The sequence below is a fragment of the Streptomyces sp. NPDC001231 genome, from assembly GCF_042896885.1.
In the GTDB taxonomy this organism is placed as follows: domain Bacteria; phylum Actinomycetota; class Actinomycetes; order Streptomycetales; family Streptomycetaceae; genus Streptomyces.
The window spans coordinates 25677-51819 of sequence record NZ_JBIAXS010000045.1 but is presented as its reverse complement, the minus strand read 5'-3'; the positions used below and the strand labels follow the sequence as shown (position 1 = coordinate 51819).

Sequence of the window (26143 nt, the reverse complement as noted above, 5' to 3'; positions counted from 1 at the left end):
CCGCTCCCACAGAAGTGTCACAGCTCGTCAGCGGCCCCACGGCCACGACTCAAGTCCGCTCGGTCCCCATCGCGTCCCGGCACAGCAGCCGCAGCGACCCCTGACCCGTGAAGCACCGCCCGGCCTCCTCGATGGGGTCCCACAGCCGTCCGTCCGCGGTGCGCACCCAGTGCTCGCCTCCGCTCGCCCACCACTCGGCCCGGCCGCCATGACGGACGATCACCTCGCCGGCGTACGCGCCGAAGCCGCGCAGCACGCTCCGCACGGCCGCGTGCGGAGTGCCCTCGCGGCGTATCTCCTCGATCGTCCGGTCGACGCGCCACAGGCTCTGCGCCGAGTAGTCCAGGCGCAGCCGGGCGCCCTCGCGCATCGCCGTCACGGTGTCCGCCGCCCACCGCACCGGTTTGGTGGCGGCCTGGGGCCTGCTCTGCTGATGAGTCGTCACATGCTGGACTGTCACATAGGGAAGAGCGCGATCCGCCCGCGGTTCGTCACCCGCGATCGCGATCTTGCCCACAACCGGCGCACGACCGACGCAGGACCACCGCACCGCACCCGCAGGACGCGCACAGATCTCCGCCGCGCACCCGGCCCGTCCGGGGCCCCCGGCTCACACCCGGCCGCGGGCCCGGCGGGACACCACCGCCCGCAGGACGCGGCGCCCCTCCGTGGAGACCTCCAGGGCCTGGCGGAGTCCGGCCCGCCCGTGTCCGGCGACCAGTTCCAGGACGGTGATCTGCCGGCGCAGCTCGCCGGCGACCAGCGGCGACATGCCCTCGACGGGGCCCGGAACGGGGTTCGCCCCGGCGCGGACGGAGTCGAGGGCCTCGGGGAGGGAGCCGTCGGGGGCGGCGTCCTCGGCCGGGTCGAGGAGCCGGTGGATCTGGAGCGAGGCGACCGAGCAGGCGTCGGCCCACTGCCGCACCTCGGCCGTGGACCGGGCGGCCGGCGCGGCGGCCAGCATCCGGCGGGCCAGCAGCGCGGCCTCGTCCCCGGCGTCCCCCTCGCCCAGCGCGCCGCGTGCCTGCTCCAGCCGCTCCGCCCAGTCGCCGTCCGAGGAGTGGGCGGAGTCCTCGGCGAGGCTCCCCCACAGCGGCCGCAGGACCTCGTCGTCGCCGCCGAGCAGCGGCACACACCGATCCAAACAAGCCAGCCCGCTGGCGGCCAGTCCGCGCTCGTCGGCCTGCGCGATCAGTTCCACCAGGCTCATCCACGCCTCCTCAAAGGGCGCCGACCTCTACGGAGCCCGCACTTGCCCTTACTGCGTGCGATCGGCCGGTAGTTTCACACGGGTCGCACGCAGAGTCGAGCAAGTTGGCATAAGAGAAGGTTTCGGCCAACGACCGAGATCGGCGGCCGGCACGGGGGAAGCGAGGTCAGGCCGCGGCCGGCGCCGGTCCCCGCAACGCCTTCTCGTGCTGCATACGGGTCAGCCGGAGCACCACGAGAACGGCGAACACGGCGGCGACGACGTCGAGGGTGTCGCTGAACATCATCTCCCCGGCGGCCTCGTGCAGGTCCTTGGCCGCGACGGCCTGGTTGTAGTGGGTGGACGCCAGCCGGCCGGCCAGCAGCCCGATGACCCACAGCGTCCACCAGGTATTCACCAACCAGTTCGACCTGGGCCCGTCCGCCGGGCTGCTGGCCTCCCAGATGTCCACGGCGATCCTGCGTGGGAACCACAGGTTGACGACCGGGGTGAACCACGCGCCGATCGCCCAGCCGCGCTTCATGCTGTGCCCGGAGGGATCGAACACCTCGGCGTTGACCCGCACCCGGTAGAACCAGCACAGGAAGACGACACAACTGGCGAGCAGCGTGACCACCTGGGTGACGCCCGCGACGGCGTAGAGCCGGTCGGCGTCGTCGGCCCGCCGCATCACGTCCGCGCCGACCGAGCCGTTCGCGAGGTCGCCCGAGACGTCGTACATCACGATGTCCGTCCAGACGGCGAACAGGTCGGCGGCGGCGGCGAGGAGAAGCATCGCGGCGGCGGCCCGGCCGAGTCCGACCGGCGAGCGCAGCCAGGCCCGCGGCTGCCCCGCGTACGGCGGGGCGGCCGGCGGCGGGGCGGCTGGCGCCGGAACGGCCGCGCAGCTGGTGCAGAGAGTGCCGCCGGGTGCCGCCGCCAGGTGGTGACAGCGTGCGCAGATCATGGTGGGTCCCCCCGAGGTGTCGTAGTGGAGCCGTCCCGGCTCCCCCGGAGCGCGGGCGCGGCACCCGGAACCTACGGCGCCCACCCTTCGTACGTCCACTCGATCCGGCGTCAACCCAGCTTGTCGGCAAGCCCCTTGAACTCCGCCCAGGACATCGCCGGTTCGCGCGGGTCCCACAGCTTCTGGACGGTGGCCCGCAGCGGCATCCGGATACCGGCCGCCACCTGGTCCTGGGTCTGGGAGTTCGCCAGGTCGCACCACACGGCGAACGAGCCGCCCAGTATCTGCGCGTCGTACTTGCCGGGCACCGCCTCGGTGCCGCGCAGCACGCGCGGGGTCCACTGCTCGTAGATCCGCCGGCCGGTCGGGTAGACGAAGGTCTGCGGCTCGCCGAGGACGTAGTAGAGGAACTCGTCGTTGTAGTTGAGCACCTTGCGGCCGGCGCCGAGGTACTCGAGCGGCTGCCGGGCGCCGTACTCCTTGCCCGTCCAGTAGGCGACCTCGATGTCCCGGTCGGGCGGCACCGACGAGCTCCGGAAGAATCCGTCGTTCCAGGCGCGCGGGGTGCGGTCGTGTTCGCGGACGGTGGCGGCGCGGTCGTTCAGCCAGCCCGTCGTCAGGTCGGCCACGTTGCCGCCGGCGCCGTAGGCCTTCCGCGCGGCGGCGGCCAGCTGCGGGTAGGACGCCTCGGGGTCGCGCGCGGTCAGCGCCTGGTACTCGTCGCCGCCGAGGTGCCAGTGGCCGCCGGGAAAGAGGTCCGCGTACTCGTCGAGCAGGTCGTCGACGATCGCGGCCGACCGGGGCTCGGAGATGTCGATGGCGCCGCGTGTCGCCACGCCCTGCGCGTTGCGCAATTGCAACTCGGGGTGGGCGGCGATCACGGCGCCCAGATGGCCGGGCGAGTCGATCTCGGGGACCACGGTGATGTGCCGGCCGGCGGCCAGGTCGACCAACCGCTTCACCTGGGCCTTGGTCAGGTGGTCCGCGGAGACGACCTCCGGGTGCGTGTCGGACTCGATGCGGAAGCCCTGGTCGTCGGAGAAGTGCAGGCCGAGCTCGTTGAACTTCAGGTCGCCGAGTTCCCGTACGCGGTCCTCCAGCCAGTCGGCCGTGTACGGCTTGCGGGCGATGTCCAGCATGAAACCGCGCCGCGGCTTGTCCGGCGCGTCCTCCACGACCCCCTCGGGGGCCGTGCCGCCGCCGTGCACCTCCTGCTTCAGGGTGCGGGTGCCGTAGAAGACCCCCGCGTCGGCCGGCCCGCTGATGGTCACCCGGCCGTCGCGCACGGTCATGGTGTACGACTCGGGGTTGCGGCCCGCGCCCTCGTCCAGCGCCAGCCGGACGTCCCCCGGACGCACGTCGCCGCCCCGGCCGGAGTAGGTGAGACCGAGTTCACTCGCGATCAGCTTCCCCTCGTCGGCGAGGGAGGCGTCGTCCACCACGACCCGGGCGCCTGGCTCCGGGCGCCAGCCGGGGCCGCGGGCGGCGGTGTGGGAGCGCACGGCGGGGATGGTCCGCGGCGCCTGCGACAGCGGGTAGCTGCGGGTGGGGCCGGGACTCCCCGAGCCGGAAGGCCCGCCCGGCGCCGCGTCCGCAGGGGACCCGTCGCCCCCGAAGGACCACACGGCCAGTCCGATGGCCAGTCCGACAGCGGTGACGAACCCGCCCACGGCGACAGCCCGCGTGCGCGGCGGCTTGCGTGCCGGAGCCCGGCGCCTGTGCTTGCTCACCCGGCCAACCTAACGGCCCATGACGACCGCCCGTGTCCACCGCACGTTCTCAAACTCTCCCGTCCGAGTGAAATTCAAGCACCCGTCGAACACGTCATGAGCACACCCGATAACGTAGCGGCGCATCTCTCACGGATTCCCCTGCCGACCCCCCTGCCGACACGCTGCCGGCATCCTGCCGACATCCCTGCCGACCTAGGACCCACGCTGCCCGCGCAGAACCTGGAGCGCTTCAACACCGCCCCCGCCCCCGAGGTCCACCGGACCCTCCTGACCTGCCTGCACAGCCCCCGCTGGGCCCACCGCGTCGCCGCCCACCGCCCCTATCCGGGCCTGCCGTCCCTCCTCGCGGCGGCGGACGAGGCGACGTACGACCTGGGCCCCGAGGAACTCGCCGGGGCCCTGGCGGAAGAACCCCTGCCGAAGCTGCCCGACCACACGTACGCGGCCGCCTCCACGGCCCTGAGCGCCGGCTACGCCGCCTACGAGGCCAGATTCGGCCACACCTTCGTCATCTGTCTGGACGGCACCGCCCCGGACGAGACCCTGGACCGGGTCCTGCCGGCGATCCGGTCACGTCTGACCAACGATCCGGAGGACGAGCGGGCCGTCGCCCGGGAGGAGCTGCGGAGGCTGGCGAACGGGCGACTTCGGGGCTTTCTGGGCGCCGCCACTGCGCCGTCCGTGCACCTTTGAGGGCGACTTCGATCACACGGGCGGCCCCCCCGTAAGGCCCCCGCCAGCACCTCGGTACGATACTGGGGGCCGGTGGACCGTACCCGGCCGGGCCCGACCGACAGTGAAGCCGGCGCGGCCCTAGTCCCCGCTCCCGGAGGGTTCTTCCGTGCCGGCTGGAACGCTGTACCGCGGCCGGGAAGGAATGTGGTCCTGGGTGGCTCACCGAGTCACCGGCGTCCTCATCTTCTTCTTCCTGTTCGTTCATGTGCTGGACACCGCACTCGTGCGTGTGTCTCCCGAGGCCTACGACAGGGTCGTGGCCACCTACAAGACGCCGATCGTCGCCCTACTCGAGTACGGGCTGGTCGCCGCCATCCTCTTCCACGCGCTCAACGGCCTGCGCGTCATCGCCGTCGACTTCTGGGCCAAGGGCGCGCGGTACCAGAAGCAGATGCTGTGGACCGTGGTCGGCGTCTGGGTCCTGCTCATGATCGGGGCGATCTACCCCGTCCTCGGCCACGCCGCTCGTGCAGTATTCGGGAGCTGACGCACATGTCCACCACTGAAACCACCGCTTCCGGCATCGGCCCGGTCGAGGGCGGCTCCGTCTACGGCGTGGACAACCCCGCCCCCCTCATCGAGGCCCCGCGTCAGCGCACCAGGAAGACCCCGAAGTCGACCCGGGGCAACTTCGAGATGTACGGCTGGCTGTTCATGCGGCTGTCCGGCATCGTCCTGGTCGTCCTCGTCATCGGCCACCTGCTGATCCAGCTCGTCCTGGACGGCGGCGTCTCCAAGATCGGCTTCGCCTTCGTGGCGGGCCGCTGGGCCTCCCCGTGGTGGCAGGTCTGGGACCTCGCCATGCTGTGGCTGGCGATGCTGCACGGCGCCAACGGTCTGCGTACCGTCATCAACGACTACGCGGAGCGGGCCAACACCCGGCTGTGGCTGAAGGCACTGCTGTACACCGCCACGGTGTGGACCATCCTGCTGGGCACGCTGGTGATCTTCACCTTCGACCCGAACATCCGCTAGGCCCCGGGACCGAGGTATTTTCCTGATGAAGATCCACAAGTACGACACCGTCATCGTCGGCGCCGGTGGCGCCGGTATGCGGGCCGCCATCGAGGCGACCAAGCGCAGCCGCACCGCGGTCCTGACCAAGCTCTACCCCACCCGCTCCCACACGGGTGCCGCGCAGGGCGGCATGGCCGCCGCGCTGGCCAACGTGGAGGAGGACAACTGGGAGTGGCACACCTTCGACACGGTCAAGGGCGGTGACTACCTGGTCGACCAGGACGCCGCCGAGATCCTGGCGAAGGAGGCCATCGACTCCGTCCTCGACCTGGAGAAGATGGGCCTGCCGTTCAACCGGACGCCGAACGGGACGATCGACCAGCGGCGCTTCGGCGGGCACTCCCGCAACCACGGCGAGGCCCCGGTCCGCCGCTCCTGCTACGCGGCCGACCGCACCGGCCACATGATCCTCCAGACGCTGTACCAGAACTGCGTCAAGGAGGGCGTGGAGTTCTTCAACGAGTTCTACGTCCTGGACCAGCTGATCACCGAGGTCGACGGCGTCAAGAAGTCGGCCGGCGTGGTGGCGTACGAGTTGGCGACCGGCGAGATCCACCTCTTCCAGGCGAAGTCCGTGATCTACGCCTCCGGCGGCTGCGGCAAGTTCTTCCGCGTGACGTCCAACGCGCACACGCTGACCGGTGACGGCCAGGCGGCCGTGTACCGGCGCGGGCTGCCGCTGGAGGACATGGAGTTCTTCCAGTTCCACCCGACCGGCATCTGGCGCATGGGCATCCTGCTCACCGAGGGTGCCCGCGGTGAGGGCGGCATCCTGCGCAACAAGGACGGCGAGCGCTTCATGGAGAAGTACGCGCCGGTCATGAAGGACCTCGCCTCCCGCGACGTCGTCTCCCGCTCCATCTACACGGAGATCCGCGAGGGCCGCGGCTGCGGTCCCGAGGGCGACCACGTCTACCTGGACCTGACCCACCTGCCGCCGGAGCAGCTGGACGCCAAGCTGCCGGACATCACCGAGTTCGCGCGGACCTACCTGGGCATCGAGCCGTACACCGACCCGATCCCGATCCAGCCGACCGCGCACTACGCGATGGGCGGTATCCCGACCAACGTCCAGGGCGAGGTGCTCGCGGACAACAGCACGGTCGTGCCGGGCCTGTACGCGGCCGGCGAGGTCGCCTGCGTGTCCGTGCACGGCGCCAACCGCCTGGGCACCAACTCGCTGCTGGACATCAACGTGTTCGGCAAGCGGGCCGGCATCGCCGCCGCGGAGTACGCCGAGAAGGCCGACTTCGTGGAGCTGCCGGAGGACCCCGAGTCCCTCGTCGTCGAGCAGATCGAGCGGCTGCGGACCTCCACCGGCACCGAGCGGGTGGCGAACATCCGCCGGGAGCTGCAGGAGACCATGGACGCCAACGTCATGGTGTTCCGCACCGAGCAGACGATCAAGACGGCGGTCGAGAAGATCGCCGAGCTCCGGGAGCGCTACAAGAACGTGGCGATCCAGGACAAGGGCAAGCGGTTCAACACGGACCTCCTGGAGGCCATCGAGCTGGGCAACCTGCTGGACCTGGCCGAGGTCATGGCGGTCTCCGCCCTGGCCCGCAAGGAGTCCCGCGGCGGTCACTACCGCGAGGACTACCCCAACCGCGACGACGTCAACTTCATGCGCCACACCATGGCGTACCGCGAGGTCGGCGCCGACGGGTCCGAAACCGTCCGTCTCGACTACAAGCCGGTCGTCCAGACCCGCTACCAGCCGATGGAGCGTAAGTACTGATGGCAACCCCCGTTCTGGACAAGGTGGAGGCGGAGTCCGCCGCTTCCCCCTACATCACCGTCACCTTCCGCGTCCGCCGGTTCAACCCGGAGGTCTCGGCCGAGGCGACCTGGGAAGACTTCCAGCTGGAGATCGACCCCAAGGAGCGCGTCCTCGACGGCCTGCACAAGATCAAGTGGGACCTCGACGGCACCCTGACCTTCCGTCGCTCCTGCGCGCACGGCATCTGCGGCTCGGACGCCATGCGGATCAACGGCAAGAACCGTCTGGCCTGCAAGACGCTGATCAAGGACATCAACCCCGAGAAGCCGATCACGGTCGAGCCCATCAAGGGCCTCACGGTCCTGAAGGACCTGGTCGTGGACATGGAGCCGTTCTTCCAGGCGTACCGGGACGTCATGCCGTTCCTGGTCACCAAGGAGACCAACGAGCCGACGCGGGAGCGCCTGCAGTCCGCCGAGGACCGCGCCCGCTTCGACGACACGACGAAGTGCATCCTGTGCGCGGCCTGCACCTCGTCCTGCCCGGTCTTCTGGAACGACGGCCAGTACTTCGGCCCGGCGGCCATCGTCAACGCCCACCGGTTCATCTTCGACAGCCGTGACGAGGCCGGTGAGCAGCGCCTGGAGATCCTCAACGACAAGGACGGCGTCTGGCGCTGCCGTACCACCTTCAACTGCACCGACGCCTGCCCGCGCGGCATCGAGGTGACGAAGGCGATCGCGGAGGTGAAGCGGGCGCTGATCACGCGCCGCTTCTGACGTTCCGCCGTACGTGACGCCGAGGGCCCCGTTCCGTCCGGAACGGGGCCCTCGGCGTGCTGTGCCCGGCCGCCGCCGGGTGCGCGGACGGGTCAGCCGCGCAGGACGCGACCGTCCTTGTCGGTGCGGTCGTTGCTCGTGAAGAAGAGGATGGCGTCGATCAGGGCCCAGATGCCCAGACCGCCGCAGGTCAGCAGCTGGGCGATGCCCACACCCACGGAACCGACGTAGAAGCGGCCGATGCCCAGGCTTCCGAGGAAGAGCTGGAGGATGCCCGCGACGATCTTCGACTTGTCGGAGTACGGGCGGCCCTGCGGGTCGTAGCCGTAAGGCGCGTCAGGGGTGGGGACAGTCATGGCTGGTGCTCCTGGGGAGTGGTGAGAAACCCCGGAGTGGGAACCTCCAGGGCCAGGGAGCCGACTGCCCGGTCACACGGCATCCGTGCGTGGTTCCACGCGCGTCGACCGGATGCGGCCGTCCCCCTGCGCGTTGGGAGCATAAAGATCCGGATGGGCGGCGCGGGAGAGGGTTCGAAGAAACGTTCCCGTTCCGTGATCAAATTCGGCCACATTGGCGGCATTTGACGCCGCACCCGGCTCCCGGCCCGTCCACCCGCCCTCGTCGACGCCGTACACGCTCGTTGGCGCCGCACGCCCTCGCCGACGCCGTTCCCGCCTTCCCGGCGCCGTACCGACCGCCTCTGGACGACCTCTAGACGCCTCTAGACGCCTCTAGACGCCTCTAGACGATGTTGCGGACCACGGTCCACGCCACGGCCACCAGCAGCACCGCCGCCTGCGCGCGGGGGCTGAGCCGGGGGTGCCAGCGGCGTCCGCGGAGCCCCTCCAGGGCCCATTTACCGAGCAGCGCCAGCGCGAACGGCGCGGCGAGCAGGAGCATCCTGTTGTCCAGCCAGGCCTGGGTGAGGTGGCCGTGCATCAGGTCGTACACCATGCGCGTGCCGCCGCAGGCCGGGCAGAGCAGCCCGGTGACGTACCGGAAGGGGCACTGGGGCAGGAGGTGGCCGGGCTGGTGCGGGTCGGTGACGTAGAGGTACCCGGCGCCCGCCACCCCGGCGCACAGCACCGCGAGCGGAGCCGCGGCCGGATGCCGCAGCAGCCGGCCGCGCACCGCGCCGGACACCGCGTCAGCCACGCAGGATCCGGCCCTGCGCGTCGGTGTTGTCGTTGCCGGTCAGCAGCATGATGCCGTCGATCAGGGACCAGATGCCGAACCCTCCGCAGGTGAGGAGCTGGGCGATGCCGATCCCGACGTGACCCATGTAGAAGCGGCCGATGCCGAGGGTGCCCAGGCTGAGCTGGAGGACACCGGCGACGATCTTCGACTTGTCGGAGTAGGGGCGGCCATAGGGGTCGTAGCCGTAGGGGGCGTTGGGGTCGTACTGCATCCCCGGGGGCGGCGGGTAACCACCGGGGGGCGGGTAGCCACCGGGAGGCGGCGGGTACGCGCCGGGCGGCGGGTAACCACCCGGGGGCGGCGGGTAGCCGCCGGGCTGCTGGTTGGGATACCCGTATCCCGGGGCCTGGTTGGGCTGCTGCGGCTGCTCGGACACGTGGCTCCACTCTTCGACTGCCGACGAACTGACGGTCATATTGCAGGAAGAGCGGCCGAAGCGAAACATCGGGGGTCCCGCTCGGCGCCCGGCCGCCCGGCCCGAACGAGTGACCCCGCGCCCGCTGCGCGCTCGGCCTCCCAGCCCCGGCGGATCCCCCACCTAATCTGATGGTATGTCAGATGACGAGTCGTACGAGCTGCTCGGGTTCGACAACGTCCTGCTGCCCGTGGGGAATCTGGGCGAGGCCGTGCGGTTCTACGAGCGGGCCGGGTTCGCGATGGCGTTCCGTCTGGACGAGGCCGGCATCGCACTGCTGAAGGTCGGGGGCGAGACGCCTGGGATCCTGCTGCGCGAGGAGGAGTTCGGGCACCGTCCGCCGCCGTGGCCCTCGCCGCGGGTCTGGCTGGAGGTGCCGGACGCGCGGGCGGCGGCGCGCGAGCTGACGAAGGCCGGGATCGCCCTGCTCGACGAGCCCTTCGCCGTGGCGACCGGCTGGACCGTCGAGATCGCCGACCCGTGGGGCAACGTCCTGGGCTTCACGGACTACGGCAAACGACCGGAGCTGGGGCGCAGGCCCTGAGACGTTCCGTCACCGCCGGACTCCCCCACCCCTCGTATTGAACGCGTTCAAAAACAGGTCTAGAGTCACTCCCGCCAGCGTTTTGAACGCGTTCAAAAGAAGGGGTGGGGGGCATGGACCGCACGGTCATCGCCTACGTCATCTATCTGCTCGTCAGCATCGCCCTGACCGTCTGGGTGGCCCGCACGCTCAGTAGGAACGGGCGGATCTTCCTCGCCGACGTGCTGCACGGCGACGACAAGCTCGCCGACGCCGTGAACCACCTGCTGGTGGTCGGCTTCTACCTCGTCAACCTCGGCTTCGTCGCGCTGTACCTGAGCGGCGATCAGAGCATCGACGACACACGCGGCATCTTCGAGGCCCTGTCGACGAAGCTCGGCGTGGTGCTGCTGGTGCTCGGCGTGATGCATCTGGGCAACGTGTACGCGCTGAACCGGATCCGCCGCCGCGGGGTGCTGGAGCGCGAGCAGGTGCCGCCGGTCCCGCCGCAGGACTGGGCCGCCCCCTCGGCCGGGGCGTGAGCGCGATGCCGGCCCCCGCCGGCCGGGACCGGGACGCCTCCGTGCGCGTCCCGGTCCGCGGGCTGACCGTCCTGTACGACGCCGAGTGCGCGCTGTGTTCGTTCGTGCGCGACTGGCTCGTCAGGCAGCCGCAACTGGTGCCCCTGGAACTCCTCCCGGCCGGCTCCGAGCAGGCCGGGCGGCGTTTCCCGGGCCTCGACCACGGCGCCACCCTGGACGAGGTCACGGTCGTCGGCGACTCGGGGCAGGTCTACCGGGGCGCCGCCGCCTGGATCGTCGTCCTGTGGGCGCTGCGCGAGCACCGGCCTCTCGCCCACCGGCTCAGCACCCCGGCGGGCGCGCGGCTCGCCAGGGGCGCGGTGCTGGCCGCCGCCAAGTGGCGCGGCGGGCGGTGGGGCGGGGGTGCGTACCGGCGCGGGGACGGGTGGTCCTACGACCCGCGCGACGGCTGGACCTACGACCCACCCGGCTGTGACGGCGGCGCCTGCGCCACTGGCTAGGCTCTGTCCGTGCCCACGAAGAACGACGACGGCCCCGGTGGGGGCGTGCCCGCCAGCAAGTCCGAGCAGACCCGCGCGCTCATCCTGGAGACGGCCATGCGGCTGTTCCAGGAGCGCGGCTACGACAAGACGACCATGCGGGCCATCGCCAAGGAGGCCGGGGTCTCCGTCGGCAACGCGTACTACTACTTCGAGGGCAAGGAACACCTGATCCAGGGCTTCTACGACCGGATCGCCGCCGAGCACCGGGAGGCGGTCCGGGAGGTCCTGGCCCGGGAGACCGACCTGGAGGCACGGCTGGCGGGCGTGCTGACGGCGTGGCTGGACATCGCCACGCCGTACCACGAGTTCGCTGTGCAGTTCTTCAAGAACGCCGCCGACCCCGACAGCCCGCTCAGCCCCTTCTCCGCCGATTCGGAGCACGCGCGCGCGGAGGCCATCGACGTCCACAGGGAGGTGCTGAACGGCGCGCGGACCAAGGTCCCGGCGGACCTGCGGGAGGTGCTGCCCGAGCTGATGTGGCTCTCCCAGATGGGGCTCGTCCTGTACTGGATCTTCGACCGCACGGAGGGCCGCGAACGCAGCTACCGGCTGGCCGAGCGGGGTGCCCGGCTCACCGCCCGCGGGGTGTCCCTGGCCCGCTTCCGGGTCCTGCGCCCCCTGGTGCACGAGGTGCACGACCTGTTCACGGACTTCCTCCCGGGGATGACCCGAATGCTGCCGGACCCGGCGGGCAGGGGGCGGAACACTGCGGCCGAGTGATCACCTTCGGGTGAACGGGCGCGAACGGGACACCCGGCGGGCGGCCTGCCTACGATGATGCTCTCGACACCAGCCCACGGGAGGCACGTGATGTCCGCTGCAGCCGTCGAGCAGTCCCATGGCGACCGTCCGTTGATCGCGGAAGCCAACCGGCTCATGGACCGCAATCCGGGGTATCGCGTCGAGATCATCGGAGGCCAGATCCTCGTGTCCCCGACGCCCAACGCTGCTCATGCCCGTGCTCTGTCGAGGTTGAGGACGCTCTTCACCGCCTCCGGTCTGGCCGACGGGGAGACCGAGGTTCTCGAAGGCATCGGGCTCTGGCTTCCCACTGGAGCCGAGGACTACGCAGTCCCCGACCTGGTGGTCGTCGATGCCGATATCGACGACCACCTCGTCGAGAACAATTGCTACGCCCCCGTCTGCTTCCGTCTGGTCCTCGAAGTCACCTCCAGCAACTGGAAGACCGACCTGCGGAACAAGGTCAAGGCGTATGCGGGCGCCAAGATCCCGGTCTATGTGATCGTCGACCGCAAACACCAGCGCGTCCACGTTCTGACCGACCCCGCCGGCGACGACTACGAGAACCACCGCCCGTACTCCCCCGGCGAAGTCGTCCCCCTGCCCGCTGCCATCGGCGCCGAGGTCACCCTGAGCGTCGATGAGATCCTCAAGGCCGGCCAAGTGCGGACTGGTTGACCGCGTCCACCTCGTCCTCCCTTAGTTCCACATCGTGGACCAGGGGGCCGTCGGTCACGACGACGTGGTGGGCGCGGGACCCGCGGGGCGATGCCGTGGCGGCGAGCAGGTAGGTGCCCGGACCCGGTACCGCGACGATGTAGGAGCCGTCGGCCAGGGACGTCACCCGGTCCAGTTGCCGGCCGCCCTTGGACAGGAGGGTCACGGCCGCGCCGTGGACGGGCTCGCCCTCCTCGGTGCGGATGAAGCCGTGGATCACCGCAGCGGGACCCGGCTGCCGCGGGACCGGTGCCTCCTCGGGCTCCTCCTTGGCCTCCACCGCCAGATGCGGCAGACGGCGCTCCAGCCAGGCCGGCAGCCACCAGTTGGCCCTGCCGAACAGATGCATCGCCGCCGGCACCAGTGCCGTCCGCAGCACGAACGCGTCCAGCGCGACCGCCGCCGCCAGGCCGACGCCCGCCATCGCCGCGCCCTGGTTTCCGCTGAGGACGAAGGCGAGGAAGACGCAGACCATGATCAGGGCCGCGGAGTTGATGACCCGGCTTGTCTCCGCGAGGCCCACGCGGACCGCACGGGCGTTGTCCCGGGTGTGCACCCACTCCTCGTGCATCCGGCTCACCAGGAAGACCTGGTAGTCCATCGACAGGCCGAAGAGCAGGGACAGCATGATGACCGGCAGGAACGCCTGGATCGGTCCCTCCTTGCCGAGGCCCAGCAGGTCCAGGCCCCAGCCCCACTGGTAGATCGCCACGAGGACGCCGAAGGACGCGGCGGCGGCGACCAGGTTCATCACGGCCGCCGTCAGCGGCACCAGCAGCGAGCGGAAGGCGACCAGCAGGAGCAGGAAGCCGAGGCCGACGATGGTCGCGACGAAGGACGGCAGACGGTCGCCCGTGACCGAGGCGAAGTCCTTCGAGACCGCCGTGACACCGCCGACGTGCGCCCGCGCCCCCGCCTCGGGGATCACCTCGTCGCGCAGGGTGTCGATGAGCCGGTCCGTCCGCTCGGACTGCGGCGAGGTGGTCGGGACGACCTGGATGACGGTGACGCCGTGCGCGGGCGGCAGCGCGGCCACCCGGGCCACCCCGCGGGTCTCCTCGATGCCCTTGACCAGCGCGGTGGTGTCACCGTCGGTGGAGACCACCTGGAGCGGCCCGTTGAAGCCGGGTCCGAAGCCCTCGGCCAGCAGGTCGTACGCCCTGCGGGTCGTCGTCGTGGCGTCGTCGTTGCCCTGGTCGGTGGCGCCCAGCCGCAGTGACAGCACCGGCAGCGCGAGCAGGACCATGACGACCAGCGCGAGGCCCGCGATCCAGGCGGGACGCCTCTGCACCGTGCCCGACCAGCGCGCCGCGAGCGTGCTCGCCCGCTCGTCCCGGGAGGGGCCCCCGGCCGCGAGCCGCCGCCGCTGGCGCCGGCTGAGCACCCGCGGCCCGAGGACTCCGAGCAGCGCCGGCAGCAGGGTGACGGCCGCGAGCACGCTCAGCACCACGGTGAGCGAGGTGCCGATGACCACGCCGTCCAGGAAGCGCAGGCCCGTCACCAGCATCCCGGCGAGCGCGATGCACACCGTGCCGCCCGCGAACAGCACCGCCCGGCCCGAGGTGTTGAGGGCGACGACCGCCGACTCCTCCGGTTCCAGGCCGCGCAGCAGTCCACGCCGGTGCCGGGTGACGATGAACAGCGCGTAGTCGATGCCCACGCCGAGACCGATCAGGGAGGCGAGCAGCGGGGCGATGTCGGGCACGTCCGTGACGTGGCTGATCATCTGGGTGGAGAACAGGCCGATGCCGACGCCGAAGACCGCCACGGCGATCGGCAGGAGCATCGCGAAGAGCGAGCCGAAGGCGAGGAACAGCACGACCGCCGCCGCCGCGAGGCCGACCAGCTCGGACAGACCCGTGGGCGGCTGCTGGATCCGGGTGATCGCCTGACCGCCCAACTCCACCCGCAGGCCGCTGCGTTCGGCCGCCCGCGCGGTGTCTACGACATCCTGCACGAGCTGCTTGGGCACCGCGTTCGCCCGCTCGGTGAAGGTGAGCTGCGCGTACGCGATCGTCCCGTCCCTGCTGATCTGCGCCGCGCCCCGGGCGCCCTCGTACGGGCCGCTGACCGCGCCCACCCCCGGCATCCGGCCGATCTCCGCCAGGGCGGGCTCGATCCGGGCGCGCACCGACGCGTCCCGGACCGATCCCTCGTCGACCTTCCACACCACCGTGTCGGTGTCGCCCGCGGCCTTCGGGAACGCCTTCTCCATCAGGTCGTACGCGGACTTGGAGTCCGTGTCCGGCAGGGAGAAGACGTTCGCGTAGGCCGTGCCCCCGGCGGACGCCCCCACGCCCGCTCCGAGCAGTGCCACCACCCACAGCAACAGGACCAGCAGCCGGTGCCGGTAGCACCACCGCGCCAATGTCGTCACGCTCTTCGCTCCTTCATCCGGGTCCCCCGGGTCCTGGGACACCAGCATCCGCAGCGGCGGGCGCGGACCGGCACGTGCCGCCCCGACTCTCAAGGAACTCCAAAGCACCCGCGGCCCCGCCGCCGGTCCCGCCGCGGATACTGGGGACATGACCGTCAACGAGGCAGCGCACGAAGGGGCGACGGTCCTCGTCGTCGAGGACGAGGAGTCCATCGCGGACGTCCTCGCCATCGCCCTGCGCTACCACCGCTTCCAGGTGATGACCGCGGGCACGGTCCGCGAGGCGTGCGCGCTCGCCGAGCGCACCCGGCCCGACGTGGCCCTGCTCGACGTGATGCTGCCGGACGGGGACGGCCGGGCGCTGGGCCGTGAGCTGCGCGCCCGCTGCCCGGACCTGGCGCTGGTCTTCGTCACCGCGCGGGACGCGCCCGCGGAGATCGTCGGCGCGCTCGGCTTCGGCGACGACTACATCACCAAGCCGTTCAACATCGACGAGGTCGTCGCCCGCGTACGGGCCGTGCTGCGCCGCACCCGCCCCGCCGACGTCCTCCCGCAGCGCCCGCCGCTGCGCTACGGCGACCTGGAGCTGGACGAGACGACGTACTCGGCGCACCGCGCGGGCCGTGCGGTCGAGCTCACCCCCACCGAGTACGCGCTGCTGCGCTTCCTGGTGCGCAACGGCGGCCGGGTCGTGCCCAAGGAGCAACTCCTCAGGCACGTCTGGCAGTACGAGCACACCCCGCCCGAGTCGACCGTCGTCGAGACCTACATCAGCTATCTGCGCCGCAAGCTGGACACGCTCGGACCGCCGTTGATCACGACCCGGCGGGGCGTGGGATACGGGCTGGCATGAGGCCGCGCAGACCGCGTCCGCGGCGCCGCCGGCACGGGATCCACTCCCTGCGCGGCAAGCTGACCCTGGCGAACGTCGGGCTGCTCGCCGTGGGCGTCGTGGTGGCGACCGCCGCGAGCCTGATGGGCATGCGGCACTACCTGCTCGGCCAGATCGACACCCAGCTGATCAAGACCCGTGAGTCCGTGGCGGACTCCCGGCTCACCATGCGGCAGATCGACTCGCTGGCCGCGCTGACCCTCATCCGGGACCACTTCGTACAGCCCACCGTCAACAGGCCCCGGCCGGAATCCGTCTTCACCGCCGTCGGCAGCAGCGGCGAGGCCGTGCCCATCGCCGGCTTCGCGCCGACCGACGCCCAGCGTGCCCTGGCCGCCGCGATCGGCGACCCGCACGCGCTCGCCGCCGCCCCGGCACCGCACGAGGTGACGCTGCACGGCGCCACCTACCGGGCGACCTCCGCCCGTCTGACCGACGGCAACTACCTGGTGTTCGCCACCTCCACCGACGCGCTGCACCAGGGCATCGCCAAGGCCCTCAGACTGGACCTGGGCGTCGGCACCCTGCTGCTGGCGCTGCTCGCCTGCCTGACGATGTTCAGCGTGCGCCGCCGGATGCGGCCGCTGGAGGACATGGTGGAGACCTCCTCGGCCATCGCCGAGGGCGACCTGACCCGGCGTGTGCCCTCCAGTCACCATCCCACCCAGGAGGTGGAGCAGCTGCGCGTCGCTCTGAACTCCATGCTGCACCAGGTGGAGTCGGCGTACCGCACGCGCGAGCGCAGCGCGGCCCAGCTGCGCCGCTTCGTCGCCGACGCCTCGCACGAGCTGCGCACGCCGCTGTCGGCGATACGCGGCTACCTCCAGCTGTACGACAAGGGGATGCTGACGGAACCGGACGAGCGCAGGCGCGCCTGGGACCGGATGAACGCCGAAGTGGACCGCATGGGGCGGCTCGTCGACGAACTGCTCACCCTGGCCCGCCTGGATCAGCGGCCGCGGCTGCGGCTGCGGAACGTCGACGTCGTCCGGCTGGTGCGGGACGCCGCCGAGGACCTGCGCGCACAGCAGCCGGAGCGGCCCGTGACGGTCGGCGCCGAGGGCGTCCTCCTCGTGCACGCCGACGAGTCGGGGCTGCGGCAGGTGCTCGGCAACCTGGTGGCCAACGTGCGCGTCCACACGCCCGCCGACGTTCCGGTGCGGCTCTCGGCGGAGCACGCGGACGGTGCCGTACGGCTGTGTGTGCGGGACAAGGGGCCGGGGCTGGCCGAGGAGGACGCGGCGCGTGTCTTCGACCGCTTCTTCCGCACGGGCGGTGGCGCGGGCAGTGGCCTCGGCATGGCCATCGTCCAGGGGGTGGCGGAAGCGCACGGCGGGCAGGTGGCCGTCCGCACGCACCCCGGTGAGGGGTTCGCGGTGACGGTCACGCTGCCCGCGCAGGCCCGGTCGTAGCGGTCAGATCCAGTCGAGCTTCCAGAGCCGGAAGCTGCCCGTGCCGTCCGACAGGTACTGGCCGCCGCCGACGTCCTCGCTGCTGACCACGTACTCCTTGCGCTGCCACAGCGGGATCAGCGGCACGTCGGTGGCGACGTTCGTCTGGAGGCTGCGGAAGTCCGTGGCGATCCGGCCCCGGTCGGCCAACTGCCGGGTGTCCCGGATGAGGTTGTCGACGGTCTTGCTGCTGTAGCCGGTGTTCATGGTGCTGTCGGTGCCGACGAGGGCGGAGCCGAAGGTGTCGGGGTCCGGGTAGTCGGGGACCCAGCCGACCGCGTACGCGTCGAGCTTGCCGCCCGCCCAGCGCTTCTGGAAGTCGGACCACTCGTAGCCCTTGGTGTCGACCTTGAACAGGCCGCCGGCCTCCAGCTGCCGCTTGAGCTCTTCGGCCTCCTCGCCGGCGGCGCCGCGCCCCTCGCCGTAGCCGTAGGTGAACCGCACCGGGATCGACACGCCGGCCTCGGTCAGCAACTCGCGGGCCTTCTCGGTGTTCTGCACCGGGTAGGCGTCGAAGAACGCCGTGTTGTGGCCCGTGATACCGGCCGGGATCAGCGAGTACAGCGCGTCCACGGTCCCGTCGTACACGGTGCCGGCCAGTTGCTCCCGGTTGATCAGCCAGGCGATGGCCTGCCGGACGCGGGTGTCGTGCAGCGGCGAGGAGGCACGGGTGTTGAGGTACAGGTTGCGGGTCTCGGCGCTGTCGGACACGGACACGCGCATCCTGGGGTCGCTCGGGTTGAGTCCGGCGAGGAGCTTCGGGGGCAGGTTGCGCGTGGCGACGTCGACCTGCTTGCCCTCCCATGCCTTCTCGAGCTCGGCCGGGCTGTCGAAGTAGCGCAGCTCGACCGGTCGCCCGGTGCTGCTGATGGCGCCCTTGTAGGAGCCGTTCGGCGTCAGCTCCGCTCTCTTGTCCTTGGCGTACCCCTTGAGCCCGTACGGCCCGGTGCCGTCGATCGCGGTGCCGGTGCGCAGTCCGTTGGCCGGGTAGCGGGTGTGGTCGACGATGGAGCCGGCGCCCGTGGCCACCTTCAGCGGGAAGGTGGCGTCCGGGGCCGACAGGTGGAAGGTGACGGTCATGCCGCCGGCCTCAACCGAACCGAGGGTCGACAGCAGCGAGGCGGGGCCGACGTCGGAGTTGACCTTCTTGATGCGGTCGAAGGAGAACTTCACGTCCTCGGCGTCCATCGCGCGTCCGCTGGGGAACTTGATGCCCTCGCGCAGTTCGCAGCGGTAGGTGCGCAGTCCGCTGCCGACGAAGCCGCAACTCTTGGCCGCGTCCGGAACGGGCTGGACGCCACCCGGCTCGAAGGCCAGCAGGGACTGGAACACGTTGCTGAACAGTGCCCAGGAGCCCGCGTCGTACGCTCCCGCCGGATCCAGTGACGTGACGGCGTCCGTCGTGCCCACGACGATCGTCTTGCCATTGTCGTCCTTCGACGGCAGCAACTGCCAGCCGCCCACCCCCACGACCGCCAGCACGAGCAGCGTCGTGAGGATCCGCATGCGAACCGATCGCATCCGTACCCTCCCCAGACCCCTTTTGGGCCCTTCTGCATATGCCACACACCTGAGTGGCGCCGTTACCTAATCACACACTTTTCGCCAGAGGGAAACCGGGTCTGGGGAGAATGCGAAGAAGTTACGAAGACTTGTTGTTCGAGTGTTTCGGGGGTGGTTCCGGGACTCCGGGGCCTCTCGTTTGGATCATGCCGGGCTCGCGGACCCTGGCACCGCGCCCTGATCCGGCCTGATCCGAACGAAAGACCCTAGGCCTGCTTCGAGGCGAGCTGGACGACGGTGATGTCGGAGGGGGCGCCGACCCGTGTCGGCGGGCCCCACGCGCCCGCGCCCCGGCTGACGTACAACTGGGTGTCGCCGTAGCGTTCCAGGCCCGCGACGGTCGGGTTGGCGGCGGCCGCGAGGAGGCTGCCGGGCCAGAGCTGGCCGCCGTGGGTGTGGCCGGAGAGCTGGAGGTCCACACCGTGCCGGACGGCCTCGTGGATCTGCACCGGCTGGTGGGCGAGCAGCACGCACGCGCGTGCCGTGTCGCGGTCGCCGAGCGCCCGCTCGAAGTCGGGGCCCTGCCCCTCGCTCTCGCCCCGTACGTCGTTGACGCCGGCCAGGTCGAAGGCGGGCATCTCGGTGCGCGCGTTCTCCAGGGGGTGCAGGCCGAGACGCCGCACCTCCTCCACCCACTGCTCGGCACCGGAGAAGTACTCGTGGTTGCCCGTGACGAAGTACGCCCCGTGCCGTGCCCGGAGCCCGGCCAGCGGTGCCGCCGCGGGCCCGAGGTCCTTCACGCTGCCGTCCACCAGGTCCCCGACGACGGCAATGAGGTCCGGCTGGGTCGCGTTGACCGTGTCGACGACCTTCTGCGCGAAGCCGCGTCCGAGGACGGGGCCGAGGTGGACGTCGCTGACGACGGCGATCCGGAACCCGTGCGCCGCCCGCGGCAGTTTCGCCAGCGGCACGGTGACCCGCTTCACCCGCGGCCCGCGCAGCACCCCGTAGGTCCCGTGTCCCGCAGTCCCCAGGGCGACCGCGGCGGCGCCTCCGGCGACCACCCGCGACACGAACAGCCGCCGGCTGGGGAGGTCGCGCGGGGACGGCGGCGCGGCCTCCGCCGACGGGACCGGACGGCCGGGGCCCGGTGGGGCCTCGGGCTCGGCAGGACCGGCGACCGCCGTCTTCGCCTCGTCCACCGCCAGACGACCGGAACCGGACTGCGTCTCGACGGCGGGGAGCGGCACGCGGCCGAGCACCGGCTCGGCGGCGGACGGCGGCTCCGCGGCGGAGGGTGGCTCGTGGGCGGACGGCGCCTCGTCGGCGGTCCGCGTCTCGCGGGCGGACGCCTGCGCGACGGGGAGCGGGCCATCCGGATCGGGGGCGGGCTCCGGGGGTCGAGCGGGCAGGAGACGGCGCAGGACCGGGCGGAGGGGCTCGGTCGCCAGGGTGGCCAGCAACAGGTACAGCGCCAGGGCGAGCCAGAGGAAGCCGGGCCAGGCCAGGGTGCGCTGGAGCCAGAAGGGGGCCCCGGCGCGTTCGGCGACGAGGGCTCCGACGGCCAGGAGCCAGCCGCCCGCGATCAGGACCGCGCCCGCGCGGCGCACCGGACCGGGACCGCGGGTGGTGTCGCGGAACAGGCGGCGCCACAGGTACCAGTTGGCCGCCACTACCCCCGTGACCACGAGCAGCGCCACGAGCACGAAGACGACCACCATGCCGCCTGTTCCTTCCGCCTGTTGCCTGTGCCGGCCCCTGCCCCTGCCAAAGGCCCCGTGGAGCTGTCCGGAACGCTATGACGTCCGGCGCAGTGCGCGCAGTCCGCGCAACCCGATGACCCCGATGACCGTCCCCAATACGAAGGAGACGACGGCGAGCGCCAGGTGCACCCAGAAGTACGCCGTCGGCTGCCCGTGGTCGAACGCGAGACCGCTGCCGTCCTTGACGAGATTCTTGACGAAAGTGACCCAGATGACCCAGCTCCACACCCCGAAGGCGAGCAGGAACCAGGAGACGGGGCGGCTGAGCTTCATACGTTCAGTATCGCTGTCCGGGACCCGGCTCCGCGTCCGGGGTGGGAGGCCGGGAGGGACGTCACTGCCCGCGCCCTGTACGTTTCCGACCGTGCCCGCACCCAATAAGATCATCAGGCGATCGCCGGTGGTCACTTCCGCCGCCCTGCTGTCTGCGCTGTCCGTGTTGTCGGTTCCGCTGGCCGCACCCGCCGCTCTCGCAGCGCCGGTCCCGTCGGCCGCTCCCCCGGCCCGGATGTCCACGGTGGGCGGCGCCCGCCTGGGACTGCCCGGCACACAGGTCGACCTGGGCGACGGCGCGCCCGTGCTGCCCAAGGACCTCTCCGCGCGCTCCTGGATCGTGGCCGACGCCGAGTCCGGCGCGGTGCTCGCCGCGCACAACGCGCACTGGCGCCTGCCGCCGGCCAGCACGCTGAAGATGCTGTTCGCCGACACCGTGCTGCCGAAGTTCCCCCGGACGCAGACGCACAAGGTCGCCCCGGCCGATCTGGCCGACGTGGGCGCCGGGTCCAGCCTGGTCGGCATCAAGGAGAAGGAGACCTACACGGTCCACGACCTGTGGCTGGGCGTCTTCCTGCGCTCCGGCAACGACGCCGTGCACGTGCTGTCCGCGATGAACGGCGGCGTAGGACCGACCGTGGAGGACATGAACGCGCACGCGCAGGAGCTCCAGGCACTCGACACGCACGTGGTGAGCCCGGACGGCTACGACGCCAAGGACCAGGTCTCGTCGGCGTACGACCTCACGCTGTTCGCCCGCTCGGGGATGCAGAAGAAGGACTTCCGCGAGTACTGCTCGACCGTGCGGGCGTCGTTCCCGGGCGAGACGAAGAAGAACAAGAAGGGCAAGACCTCCCGCGGCTCCTTCGAGATCCAGAACACCAACCGGTTGCTGAGCGGCGACTACGACGTCTCGGTCTACCAGGGCATCGCGGGCGTGAAGAACGGCAACACCACCCATGCGGGAGCCACCTTCACCGGAGTCGCCGAGCGCGACGGCAGGGTGCTGCTCGTGACCGTGATGAACCCGGAGAAGAAGGACCACAACGAGGTCTACAAGGAGACCGCCAAGCTCTTCGACTGGGGCTTCTCCGCCCTGGACAAGGCGCGCCCGGTGGGCGAGCTGGTGCCGCCCAGGAGCGCCGCCGAGGCGAAGAGCCGGCCGGGCGCCGGGCCCTCCGCGGGCCGGACCGACGGCGGCTCGTCCCCCGCGGCCGAGGCGAGCGCGTCCGCCGAGAACGGCTCCAGCGGAGTGGGGATCGCCCTCGGGGTCGCCGGTGGCGCGCTGGCACTGCTCGCGGCCGGCGTCTTCCTGGTCAACCGCCGCTGGCCGCTGCCGGACCTGATGCGCCGCCGGACCCGCCCCTGAGATCGACGGCCCGGCCGTCGTCGCCGCCCCCGTCCTCGCCGGGCGCACCGTTCCCCTCGCCCGCACCGCCCTGCGTCGCCGTCCAGGCGGCGCAGTACAGGACCAGCCTGGACGTGAAGTTGATCCACAGCAGCAGGGCGACGGGGACCCCGAAGGCGCCGTACATGCTCTTCGCCGCCACCCCCTGGATGTAGCCGCTCAGCAGCAGCTTCAGCAGTTCGAAGCCGACCGCGCCGAGCAGCGCGGCGACCAGCAGCCGGTGGCGTGGCGGCTCGACACCGGGCAGCAGGGTGAGGACGTACAACAGCACCAGGAAGTCGGCCAGTACGGCGACCGCGAACGCGATGATCCGCAACAGGAGGCTGCCCCAGCCCTGTTCCGCGAGCCCGATCTGGCGGGAGAGATAGCCGACGGCGGCCGAGGCGACGGTGGACACGGCGAGGGTGACCAGCAACGCGCCACCGAGGCCGATCAGGACACCCGCGTCCTTCACCTTGCTCATCAGCGGGTTCTCCTCCGGGTCGGGCAGCTCCCAGACCGCGCGCAGGCAGTCCCGCATCTGGCCGACCCAGTTGACGCCGGTCAGCAGCAGGACGGCACCGGCGATGAGCCCGACCGTCCCGGCGTTCTGCACCAGGGCGCTGATGTCCAGCTGCCGGCCCAGGCCCGGGAACTGCTGGGCGATCTTGTCCTCCAGCGTGTGCTGCCGCTCCGGACTGAGCGTGGCGGCACCGATCGCGGCGGCCACCGTGAGCAGCGGGAACAGCGCGACGAAGCTGATGAACGTCATGGCGGCGGCCAGTCGCGACCACTTGACCCGGTCCAGACGCTCGTACGACCGCCACGCGTGCGTGGTCATCAGGCGGGCCGCCCACGGCCCGACGACGGGGAGCCTCTTCAGCCAGTCCATGATCGGACTGTGCCCGCTCATCGGTCACCTGAACACCGCGTTTCTGCGTCAAAACACGCATAACCGGACGATACAGTCGTCTGCCGTGAAGGATGCCTCCGGTCTCTCTCGTCTCCCCCGGTCCCTGCTCGTCCTCGGCGGCACATCCGATATCGCCCTGGCCACCGTGCGCCGTCTGATCGCGCGCCGCACCCGCACCGTGTGGCTGGCGGGCCGCCCGTCACCGGCCCTGGAGGAGGCCGCCGGGCATCTGCGCGGCCTGGGCGTGGAGGTGCGCACCGCCCCCTTCGACGCGCTCGACTGCGCGTCCCACGAGACCGTCCTCGGCAAGGTCTTCGCCGAGGGCCGAATCGACATGGTGCTGCTGGCCTTCGGCGTCCTCGGCGACCAGGCGTACGACGAACGGGCGCCGCTGAACGCGGTCCGGGTCGCGCAGACCAACTACACGGGGGCGGTGTCCGCGGGGCTGGTGGCCGGGCAGGCGCTGCAGAACCAGGGGCACGGCTCGCTGGTGGTGCTCTCCTCGGCCGCCGGTGAACGCGCCCGCCGCGCGGACTTCATCTACGGCTCCAGCAAGGCCGGTCTGGACACCTTCACCCAGGGCCTGGGCGACGCGCTGTACGGCACCGGGGTGCACGTCATGGTCGTACGCCCCGGGTTCGTACGCTCCCGGGCGACCGCCGGCCGCGAGGCCGAACCCTTCACCGTCACCCCGGAGCAGGTCGCCACCGCCGTCGAACTCGGCCTGCGCAGACGCTCGGAGACGGTGTGGGTGCCCGGTGTGCTCCGGGTGGTGACGTCCGTACTGCGGCATCTGCCGCGCGCGGTCTTCCGGCGGCTGCCGCTGTAGCCGCCGCTTCGGCACCGCTGTTCACCGCCGGGGCGGGCCCGTCCCTGCCGGGTGGGCGGCATACCCACCGGGGGCGGCGTGCCTACCGGGCGGGCAGCGTGCCGCGGTCCACGGGGAGGGCCTGCGGGGGCACCACCGTGCTGCCGCCGAAGCCGAACTCCCGCAGTTTGCGCCACACCCCGTCGGCGCCCTGTTCGTGCAGGGCGAACCCGGTGCACGGCCACTCGGCCTCGTACTCGGCGAGCTCCTCGAAGGCGAGGTCCATCGCCGCGTCGTCGATGCCGTGCGCCACCGTCACATGCGGGTGATAGGGGAACTGGAGTTCGCGCGCCACGGGCCCGGAGGCGTCGCGGACCTGCTTCTGCAGCCACATGCACGCCTCGGCGCCCTCGACGACCCGTACGTAGACCACGGGCGACAGCGGCCGGAAGGTGTCCGTGCCGGACAGCCGCATGGTGAAGGGGCGCCCGGCCGCGGCCACCTCCGTCAGATGGGCCTCGACGGCCGGCAGCTCCGCGGAGCCGACCTCCGTCGGCGGCAGCAGGGTGACGTGCGTGGGGATGCCGTGAGCCGCGGCGTCGCCGAAGCCCGCGCGCCGCTGCTGGAGCAGGCTGCCGTGGGGCTCCGGGACCGCGATCGACACGCCGATCGTTACGGTCCCCACGTCGTCTCCTTCGTCGTGCCGGATGGGTCTTCTGTTTCGTTCTCAGCCGTTTCGTCACCGCCGTCCGGCTATGACTGTACGACCACGGCACCGTTGTGGGCAGGCGCAGCCACAGTGATGTGCAGCGCTCTGCCCGGCGGCACGCGTGTGCGGTGGTGCGCCTCAGTGCTTGGCGGGCAGGAAACCCACCCGGTCGTACGCCTGGGAGAGGGTCTCCGCGGCGACCGTGCGCGCCTTCTCCGCGCCCTTGGCCAGGATCGAGTCCAGGGTCTCCGGGTCGTCCAGGTACTGCTGGGTCCGCTCCCGGAACGGCGTCACGAACTCGACCATGACCTCGGCGAGGTCCGTCTTGAGCGCACCGTAGCCCTTGCCGGCGTACTTCTCCTCCAGTTCGCCGATACCCGCCCCGGTCAGCGTCGAATAGATCGTCAGGAGGTTGCTGACGCCCGCCTTGGTCTCCGGGTCGTAGCGGATGACGGTGTCGGTGTCCGTGACCGCGCTCTTGACCTTCTTGGCGGTGGCCTTCGGATCGTCCAGCAGATTGATGAGGCCCTTCGGCGTGGACGCCGACTTGCTCATCTTGATCGTCGGGTCCTGGAGGTCGTAGATCTTCGCCGTCTCCTTGAGGATGTACGCGCCCGGGACGGTGAAGGTCTGGCCGAAGCGGCCGTTGAAACGCTCGGCGAGGTCGCGGGTGAGCTCGATGTGCTGACGCTGGTCCTCGCCGACCGGCACCTCGTTGGCCTGGTACAGCAGGATGTCGGCGACCTGGAGGATCGGGTACGTGAACAGGCCGACGGAGGTCCGGTCGGCGCCCTGCTTGAGGGACTTGTCCTTGAACTGGGTCATGCGGCCGGCCTCGCCGAAGCCGGTGAGGCAGTTCATGACCCAGGCGAGCTGGGCGTGCTCGGGGACGTGGCTCTGGACGAACAGCGTGCAGCGGGCCGGGTCCAGCCCGGCGGCCAGGAGCTGGGCGGCGGCGAGCCGGGTGTTGGCACGCAGCTCGGCCGGGTCCTGCGGGACCGTGATCGCGTGCAGGTCGACGACCATGTAGAAGGCGTCGTGGGTCTCCTGAAGGGCCACCCACTGACGGACGGCGCCGAGGTAGTTGCCGAGGTGGAACGATCCGGCGGTGGGCTGGATTCCGGAGAGCACGCGGGGTCGGTCAGTCGCCATGCTCACCATTCTCTCAGGTACGGGGGCCCGATCCGGAACCGGCCGGAAACAGGTGGGAACCGAATCGTCCCGCGCGGTGTAACAAGGGTGTGAGAACG

The 26143-nt window shown here is 71.2% G+C and carries 28 protein-coding genes; 14 read left to right on the top strand and 14 right to left on the bottom strand.

Annotated features, from left to right (window positions below):
- Positions 1-49 precede the first annotated feature (49 nt).
- The 4 genes from ACFY3J_RS36000 to ACFY3J_RS35985 form a co-directional block, all read right to left on the bottom strand.
- Positions 50-445, bottom strand: a complete 396-nt coding sequence (locus ACFY3J_RS36000) for a hypothetical protein (protein WP_390842633.1) — start codon at positions 443-445, stop codon at positions 50-52.
- A 165-nt stretch (positions 446-610) separates the two neighbouring features.
- Entirely contained in the window at positions 611-1210 is a 600-nt protein-coding gene (locus ACFY3J_RS35995) for a hypothetical protein (protein ID WP_384172436.1), read from the bottom strand.
- A gap of 166 nt (positions 1211-1376) precedes the next feature.
- Positions 1377-2156, bottom strand: a complete 780-nt coding sequence (locus ACFY3J_RS35990) for a DUF4328 domain-containing protein (RefSeq protein WP_384172439.1) — start codon at positions 2154-2156, stop codon at positions 1377-1379.
- Between the two features lie 110 nt (positions 2157-2266).
- On the bottom strand, positions 2267-3886 hold the full coding sequence (locus tag ACFY3J_RS35985; protein ID WP_390842632.1) for a glycoside hydrolase family 20 protein: 1620 nt from the start codon (positions 3884-3886) through the stop codon (positions 2267-2269).
- A gap of 96 nt (positions 3887-3982) precedes the next feature.
- Between ACFY3J_RS35985 and ACFY3J_RS35980 the strand changes: the two genes are divergently transcribed.
- The 5 genes from ACFY3J_RS35980 to ACFY3J_RS35960 all read left to right on the top strand — a co-directional run bounded on the left by ACFY3J_RS35980 (position 3983) and on the right by ACFY3J_RS35960 (position 8140).
- Positions 3983-4582: a 2-oxo-4-hydroxy-4-carboxy-5-ureidoimidazoline decarboxylase gene (locus tag ACFY3J_RS35980; RefSeq protein WP_384172445.1), complete on the top strand. Its 600-nt coding sequence runs from the start codon at positions 3983-3985 to the stop codon at positions 4580-4582.
- Between the two features lie 148 nt (positions 4583-4730).
- Positions 4731-5111 (top strand): succinate dehydrogenase, cytochrome b556 subunit, encoded by a 381-nt coding sequence (gene sdhC / locus ACFY3J_RS35975; protein WP_384172448.1) that lies wholly within the window; start codon positions 4731-4733, stop codon positions 5109-5111.
- A gap of 5 nt (positions 5112-5116) precedes the next feature.
- Positions 5117-5599 carry a succinate dehydrogenase hydrophobic membrane anchor subunit gene (locus ACFY3J_RS35970; protein WP_384172451.1) on the top strand — a complete coding sequence of 161 codons (483 nt, stop codon included), beginning with the start codon at positions 5117-5119 and terminating at the stop codon, positions 5597-5599.
- Between the two features lie 25 nt (positions 5600-5624).
- Positions 5625-7379, top strand: a complete 1755-nt coding sequence (sdhA, locus tag ACFY3J_RS35965) for a succinate dehydrogenase flavoprotein subunit (RefSeq protein WP_384172454.1) — start codon at positions 5625-5627, stop codon at positions 7377-7379.
- Positions 7379-8140, top strand: coding sequence for a succinate dehydrogenase iron-sulfur subunit (locus ACFY3J_RS35960; RefSeq protein ID WP_141359142.1), 762 nt, complete (start codon positions 7379-7381; stop codon positions 8138-8140). The genes sdhA and ACFY3J_RS35960 overlap by 1 nt, the downstream gene beginning before the upstream one ends.
- Before the next feature lie 92 nt (positions 8141-8232).
- On the opposite strand, the gene ACFY3J_RS35955 is transcribed toward ACFY3J_RS35960, so the two are convergent.
- The 3 genes from ACFY3J_RS35955 to ACFY3J_RS35945 form a co-directional block, all read right to left on the bottom strand.
- Complete coding sequence (locus ACFY3J_RS35955; RefSeq protein ID WP_361415927.1) at positions 8233-8496, bottom strand: TM2 domain-containing protein; 264 nt, start codon at positions 8494-8496, stop codon at positions 8233-8235.
- Positions 8497-8881: 385 nt separating this feature from the next.
- Complete coding sequence (locus ACFY3J_RS35950; protein ID WP_390842631.1) at positions 8882-9295, bottom strand: DUF2752 domain-containing protein; 414 nt, start codon at positions 9293-9295, stop codon at positions 8882-8884.
- Positions 9288-9713 carry a TM2 domain-containing protein gene (locus tag ACFY3J_RS35945; RefSeq protein ID WP_384172461.1) on the bottom strand — a complete coding sequence of 142 codons (426 nt, stop codon included), beginning with the start codon at positions 9711-9713 and terminating at the stop codon, positions 9288-9290. Before ACFY3J_RS35945 ends, ACFY3J_RS35950 begins: the two co-directional genes overlap by 8 nt.
- Before the next feature lie 175 nt (positions 9714-9888).
- On the opposite strand from ACFY3J_RS35945, the gene ACFY3J_RS35940 reads away from it, so the two are divergent.
- The 5 genes from ACFY3J_RS35940 (at position 9889) to ACFY3J_RS35920 (ending at position 12778) form a co-directional block, all read left to right on the top strand.
- A complete protein-coding gene (locus tag ACFY3J_RS35940) occupies positions 9889-10296 on the top strand; it encodes a VOC family protein (protein ID WP_384172464.1) in 408 nt (135 codons plus the stop codon).
- A 113-nt stretch (positions 10297-10409) separates the two neighbouring features.
- Positions 10410-10817: a hypothetical protein gene (locus ACFY3J_RS35935; protein ID WP_384172467.1), complete on the top strand. Its 408-nt coding sequence runs from the start codon at positions 10410-10412 to the stop codon at positions 10815-10817.
- Between the two features lie 5 nt (positions 10818-10822).
- Positions 10823-11317 (top strand): thiol-disulfide oxidoreductase DCC family protein, encoded by a 495-nt coding sequence (locus tag ACFY3J_RS35930; RefSeq protein ID WP_390842637.1) that lies wholly within the window; start codon positions 10823-10825, stop codon positions 11315-11317.
- A 9-nt stretch (positions 11318-11326) separates the two neighbouring features.
- Positions 11327-12079, top strand: coding sequence for a TetR family transcriptional regulator (locus ACFY3J_RS35925; RefSeq protein ID WP_390842630.1), 753 nt, complete (start codon positions 11327-11329; stop codon positions 12077-12079).
- Positions 12080-12169: 90 nt separating this feature from the next.
- Positions 12170-12778, top strand: coding sequence for a Uma2 family endonuclease (locus tag ACFY3J_RS35920; protein WP_384172473.1), 609 nt, complete (start codon positions 12170-12172; stop codon positions 12776-12778).
- On the opposite strand, the gene ACFY3J_RS35915 is transcribed toward ACFY3J_RS35920, so the two are convergent.
- Positions 12750-15185 (bottom strand): MMPL family transporter, encoded by a 2436-nt coding sequence (locus ACFY3J_RS35915; RefSeq protein WP_384172657.1) that lies wholly within the window; start codon positions 15183-15185, stop codon positions 12750-12752. The genes ACFY3J_RS35920 and ACFY3J_RS35915 overlap by 29 nt on opposite strands.
- 157 nt (positions 15186-15342) lie before the next feature.
- Here ACFY3J_RS35915 and ACFY3J_RS35910 point away from each other — a divergent pair, with 157 nt between their 5' ends.
- The gene (locus ACFY3J_RS35910; RefSeq protein WP_281156152.1) at positions 15343-16047 is read left to right on the top strand and encodes a response regulator transcription factor; all 705 of its coding nucleotides are present in this window, start codon (positions 15343-15345) and stop codon (positions 16045-16047) included.
- A complete protein-coding gene (locus ACFY3J_RS35905; RefSeq protein ID WP_384172477.1) occupies positions 16044-17498 on the top strand; it encodes a sensor histidine kinase in 1455 nt (484 codons plus the stop codon). The genes ACFY3J_RS35910 and ACFY3J_RS35905 overlap by 4 nt, the downstream gene beginning before the upstream one ends.
- Positions 17499-17501: 3 nt before the next feature.
- On the opposite strand, the gene ACFY3J_RS35900 is transcribed toward ACFY3J_RS35905, so the two are convergent.
- The 3 genes from ACFY3J_RS35900 to ACFY3J_RS35890 form a co-directional block, all read right to left on the bottom strand.
- Positions 17502-19058 (bottom strand): ABC transporter substrate-binding protein, encoded by a 1557-nt coding sequence (locus ACFY3J_RS35900; protein WP_384172480.1) that lies wholly within the window; start codon positions 19056-19058, stop codon positions 17502-17504.
- 248 nt (positions 19059-19306) lie between these two features.
- On the bottom strand, positions 19307-20761 hold the full coding sequence (locus ACFY3J_RS35895; RefSeq protein WP_390842629.1) for a metallophosphoesterase: 1455 nt from the start codon (positions 20759-20761) through the stop codon (positions 19307-19309).
- Between the two features lie 75 nt (positions 20762-20836).
- Positions 20837-21076 (bottom strand): SCO4848 family membrane protein, encoded by a 240-nt coding sequence (locus ACFY3J_RS35890; protein WP_225078982.1) that lies wholly within the window; start codon positions 21074-21076, stop codon positions 20837-20839.
- Positions 21077-21167: 91 nt separating this feature from the next.
- Here ACFY3J_RS35890 and ACFY3J_RS35885 point away from each other — a divergent pair, with 91 nt between their 5' ends.
- Positions 21168-22445, top strand: a complete 1278-nt coding sequence (locus ACFY3J_RS35885) for a D-alanyl-D-alanine carboxypeptidase family protein (RefSeq protein WP_384172487.1) — start codon at positions 21168-21170, stop codon at positions 22443-22445.
- On the opposite strand, the gene ACFY3J_RS35880 is transcribed toward ACFY3J_RS35885, so the two are convergent.
- A complete protein-coding gene (locus tag ACFY3J_RS35880; protein WP_384172490.1) occupies positions 22393-23355 on the bottom strand; it encodes a YihY/virulence factor BrkB family protein in 963 nt (320 codons plus the stop codon). The two genes, ACFY3J_RS35885 and ACFY3J_RS35880, sit on opposite strands and share 53 nt — an antisense overlap.
- Before the next feature lie 85 nt (positions 23356-23440).
- Here ACFY3J_RS35880 and ACFY3J_RS35875 point away from each other — a divergent pair, with 85 nt between their 5' ends.
- Positions 23441-24205 carry a decaprenylphospho-beta-D-erythro-pentofuranosid-2-ulose 2-reductase gene (locus ACFY3J_RS35875; RefSeq protein WP_390842628.1) on the top strand — a complete coding sequence of 255 codons (765 nt, stop codon included), beginning with the start codon at positions 23441-23443 and terminating at the stop codon, positions 24203-24205.
- A gap of 82 nt (positions 24206-24287) precedes the next feature.
- Here ACFY3J_RS35875 and ACFY3J_RS35870 read toward each other — a convergent pair whose 3' ends face one another.
- Together ACFY3J_RS35870 and trpS are read right to left on the bottom strand one after the other, a co-directional pair.
- The gene (locus tag ACFY3J_RS35870) at positions 24288-24869 is read right to left on the bottom strand and encodes a 2'-5' RNA ligase family protein (RefSeq protein ID WP_384172495.1); all 582 of its coding nucleotides are present in this window, start codon (positions 24867-24869) and stop codon (positions 24288-24290) included.
- Positions 24870-25031: 162 nt separating this feature from the next.
- On the bottom strand, positions 25032-26045 hold the full coding sequence (gene trpS / locus ACFY3J_RS35865) for a tryptophan--tRNA ligase (RefSeq protein WP_384172497.1): 1014 nt from the start codon (positions 26043-26045) through the stop codon (positions 25032-25034).
- Between the last annotated feature and the right edge of the window lie 98 nt (positions 26046-26143).

What these genes read in the sequence shown, in the direction of transcription:
- ACFY3J_RS35995 (WP_384172436.1), bottom strand. Translation starts at nt 1,210, where the DNA reads ATGAGCCTGGTGGAACTGATCGCGCAGGCCGACGAGCGCGGACTGGCC.
- ACFY3J_RS35990 (WP_384172439.1), bottom strand. Translation starts at nt 2,156, where the DNA reads ATGATCTGCGCACGCTGTCACCACCTGGCGGCGGCACCCGGCGGCACT.
- ACFY3J_RS35980 (WP_384172445.1), top strand. Translation starts at nt 3,983, where the DNA reads ATGAGCACACCCGATAACGTAGCGGCGCATCTCTCACGGATTCCCCTG.
- ACFY3J_RS35970 (WP_384172451.1), top strand. Translation starts at nt 5,117, where the DNA reads ATGTCCACCACTGAAACCACCGCTTCCGGCATCGGCCCGGTCGAGGGC.
- sdhA (WP_384172454.1), top strand. Translation starts at nt 5,625, where the DNA reads ATGAAGATCCACAAGTACGACACCGTCATCGTCGGCGCCGGTGGCGCC.
- ACFY3J_RS35960 (WP_141359142.1), top strand. Translation starts at nt 7,379, where the DNA reads ATGGCAACCCCCGTTCTGGACAAGGTGGAGGCGGAGTCCGCCGCTTCC.
- ACFY3J_RS35955 (WP_361415927.1), bottom strand. Translation starts at nt 8,496, where the DNA reads ATGACTGTCCCCACCCCTGACGCGCCTTACGGCTACGACCCGCAGGGC.
- ACFY3J_RS35940 (WP_384172464.1), top strand. Translation starts at nt 9,889, where the DNA reads ATGTCAGATGACGAGTCGTACGAGCTGCTCGGGTTCGACAACGTCCTG.
- ACFY3J_RS35935 (WP_384172467.1), top strand. Translation starts at nt 10,410, where the DNA reads ATGGACCGCACGGTCATCGCCTACGTCATCTATCTGCTCGTCAGCATC.
- ACFY3J_RS35930 (WP_390842637.1), top strand. Translation starts at nt 10,823, where the DNA reads ATGCCGGCCCCCGCCGGCCGGGACCGGGACGCCTCCGTGCGCGTCCCG.
- ACFY3J_RS35920 (WP_384172473.1), top strand. Translation starts at nt 12,170, where the DNA reads ATGTCCGCTGCAGCCGTCGAGCAGTCCCATGGCGACCGTCCGTTGATC.
- ACFY3J_RS35910 (WP_281156152.1), top strand. Translation starts at nt 15,343, where the DNA reads ATGACCGTCAACGAGGCAGCGCACGAAGGGGCGACGGTCCTCGTCGTC.
- ACFY3J_RS35905 (WP_384172477.1), top strand. Translation starts at nt 16,044, where the DNA reads ATGAGGCCGCGCAGACCGCGTCCGCGGCGCCGCCGGCACGGGATCCAC.
- ACFY3J_RS35900 (WP_384172480.1), bottom strand. Translation starts at nt 19,058, where the DNA reads ATGCGATCGGTTCGCATGCGGATCCTCACGACGCTGCTCGTGCTGGCG.
- ACFY3J_RS35895 (WP_390842629.1), bottom strand. Translation starts at nt 20,761, where the DNA reads ATGGTGGTCGTCTTCGTGCTCGTGGCGCTGCTCGTGGTCACGGGGGTA.
- ACFY3J_RS35890 (WP_225078982.1), bottom strand. Translation starts at nt 21,076, where the DNA reads ATGAAGCTCAGCCGCCCCGTCTCCTGGTTCCTGCTCGCCTTCGGGGTG.
- ACFY3J_RS35880 (WP_384172490.1), bottom strand. Translation starts at nt 23,355, where the DNA reads ATGGACTGGCTGAAGAGGCTCCCCGTCGTCGGGCCGTGGGCGGCCCGC.
- trpS (WP_384172497.1), bottom strand. Translation starts at nt 26,045, where the DNA reads ATGGCGACTGACCGACCCCGCGTGCTCTCCGGAATCCAGCCCACCGCC.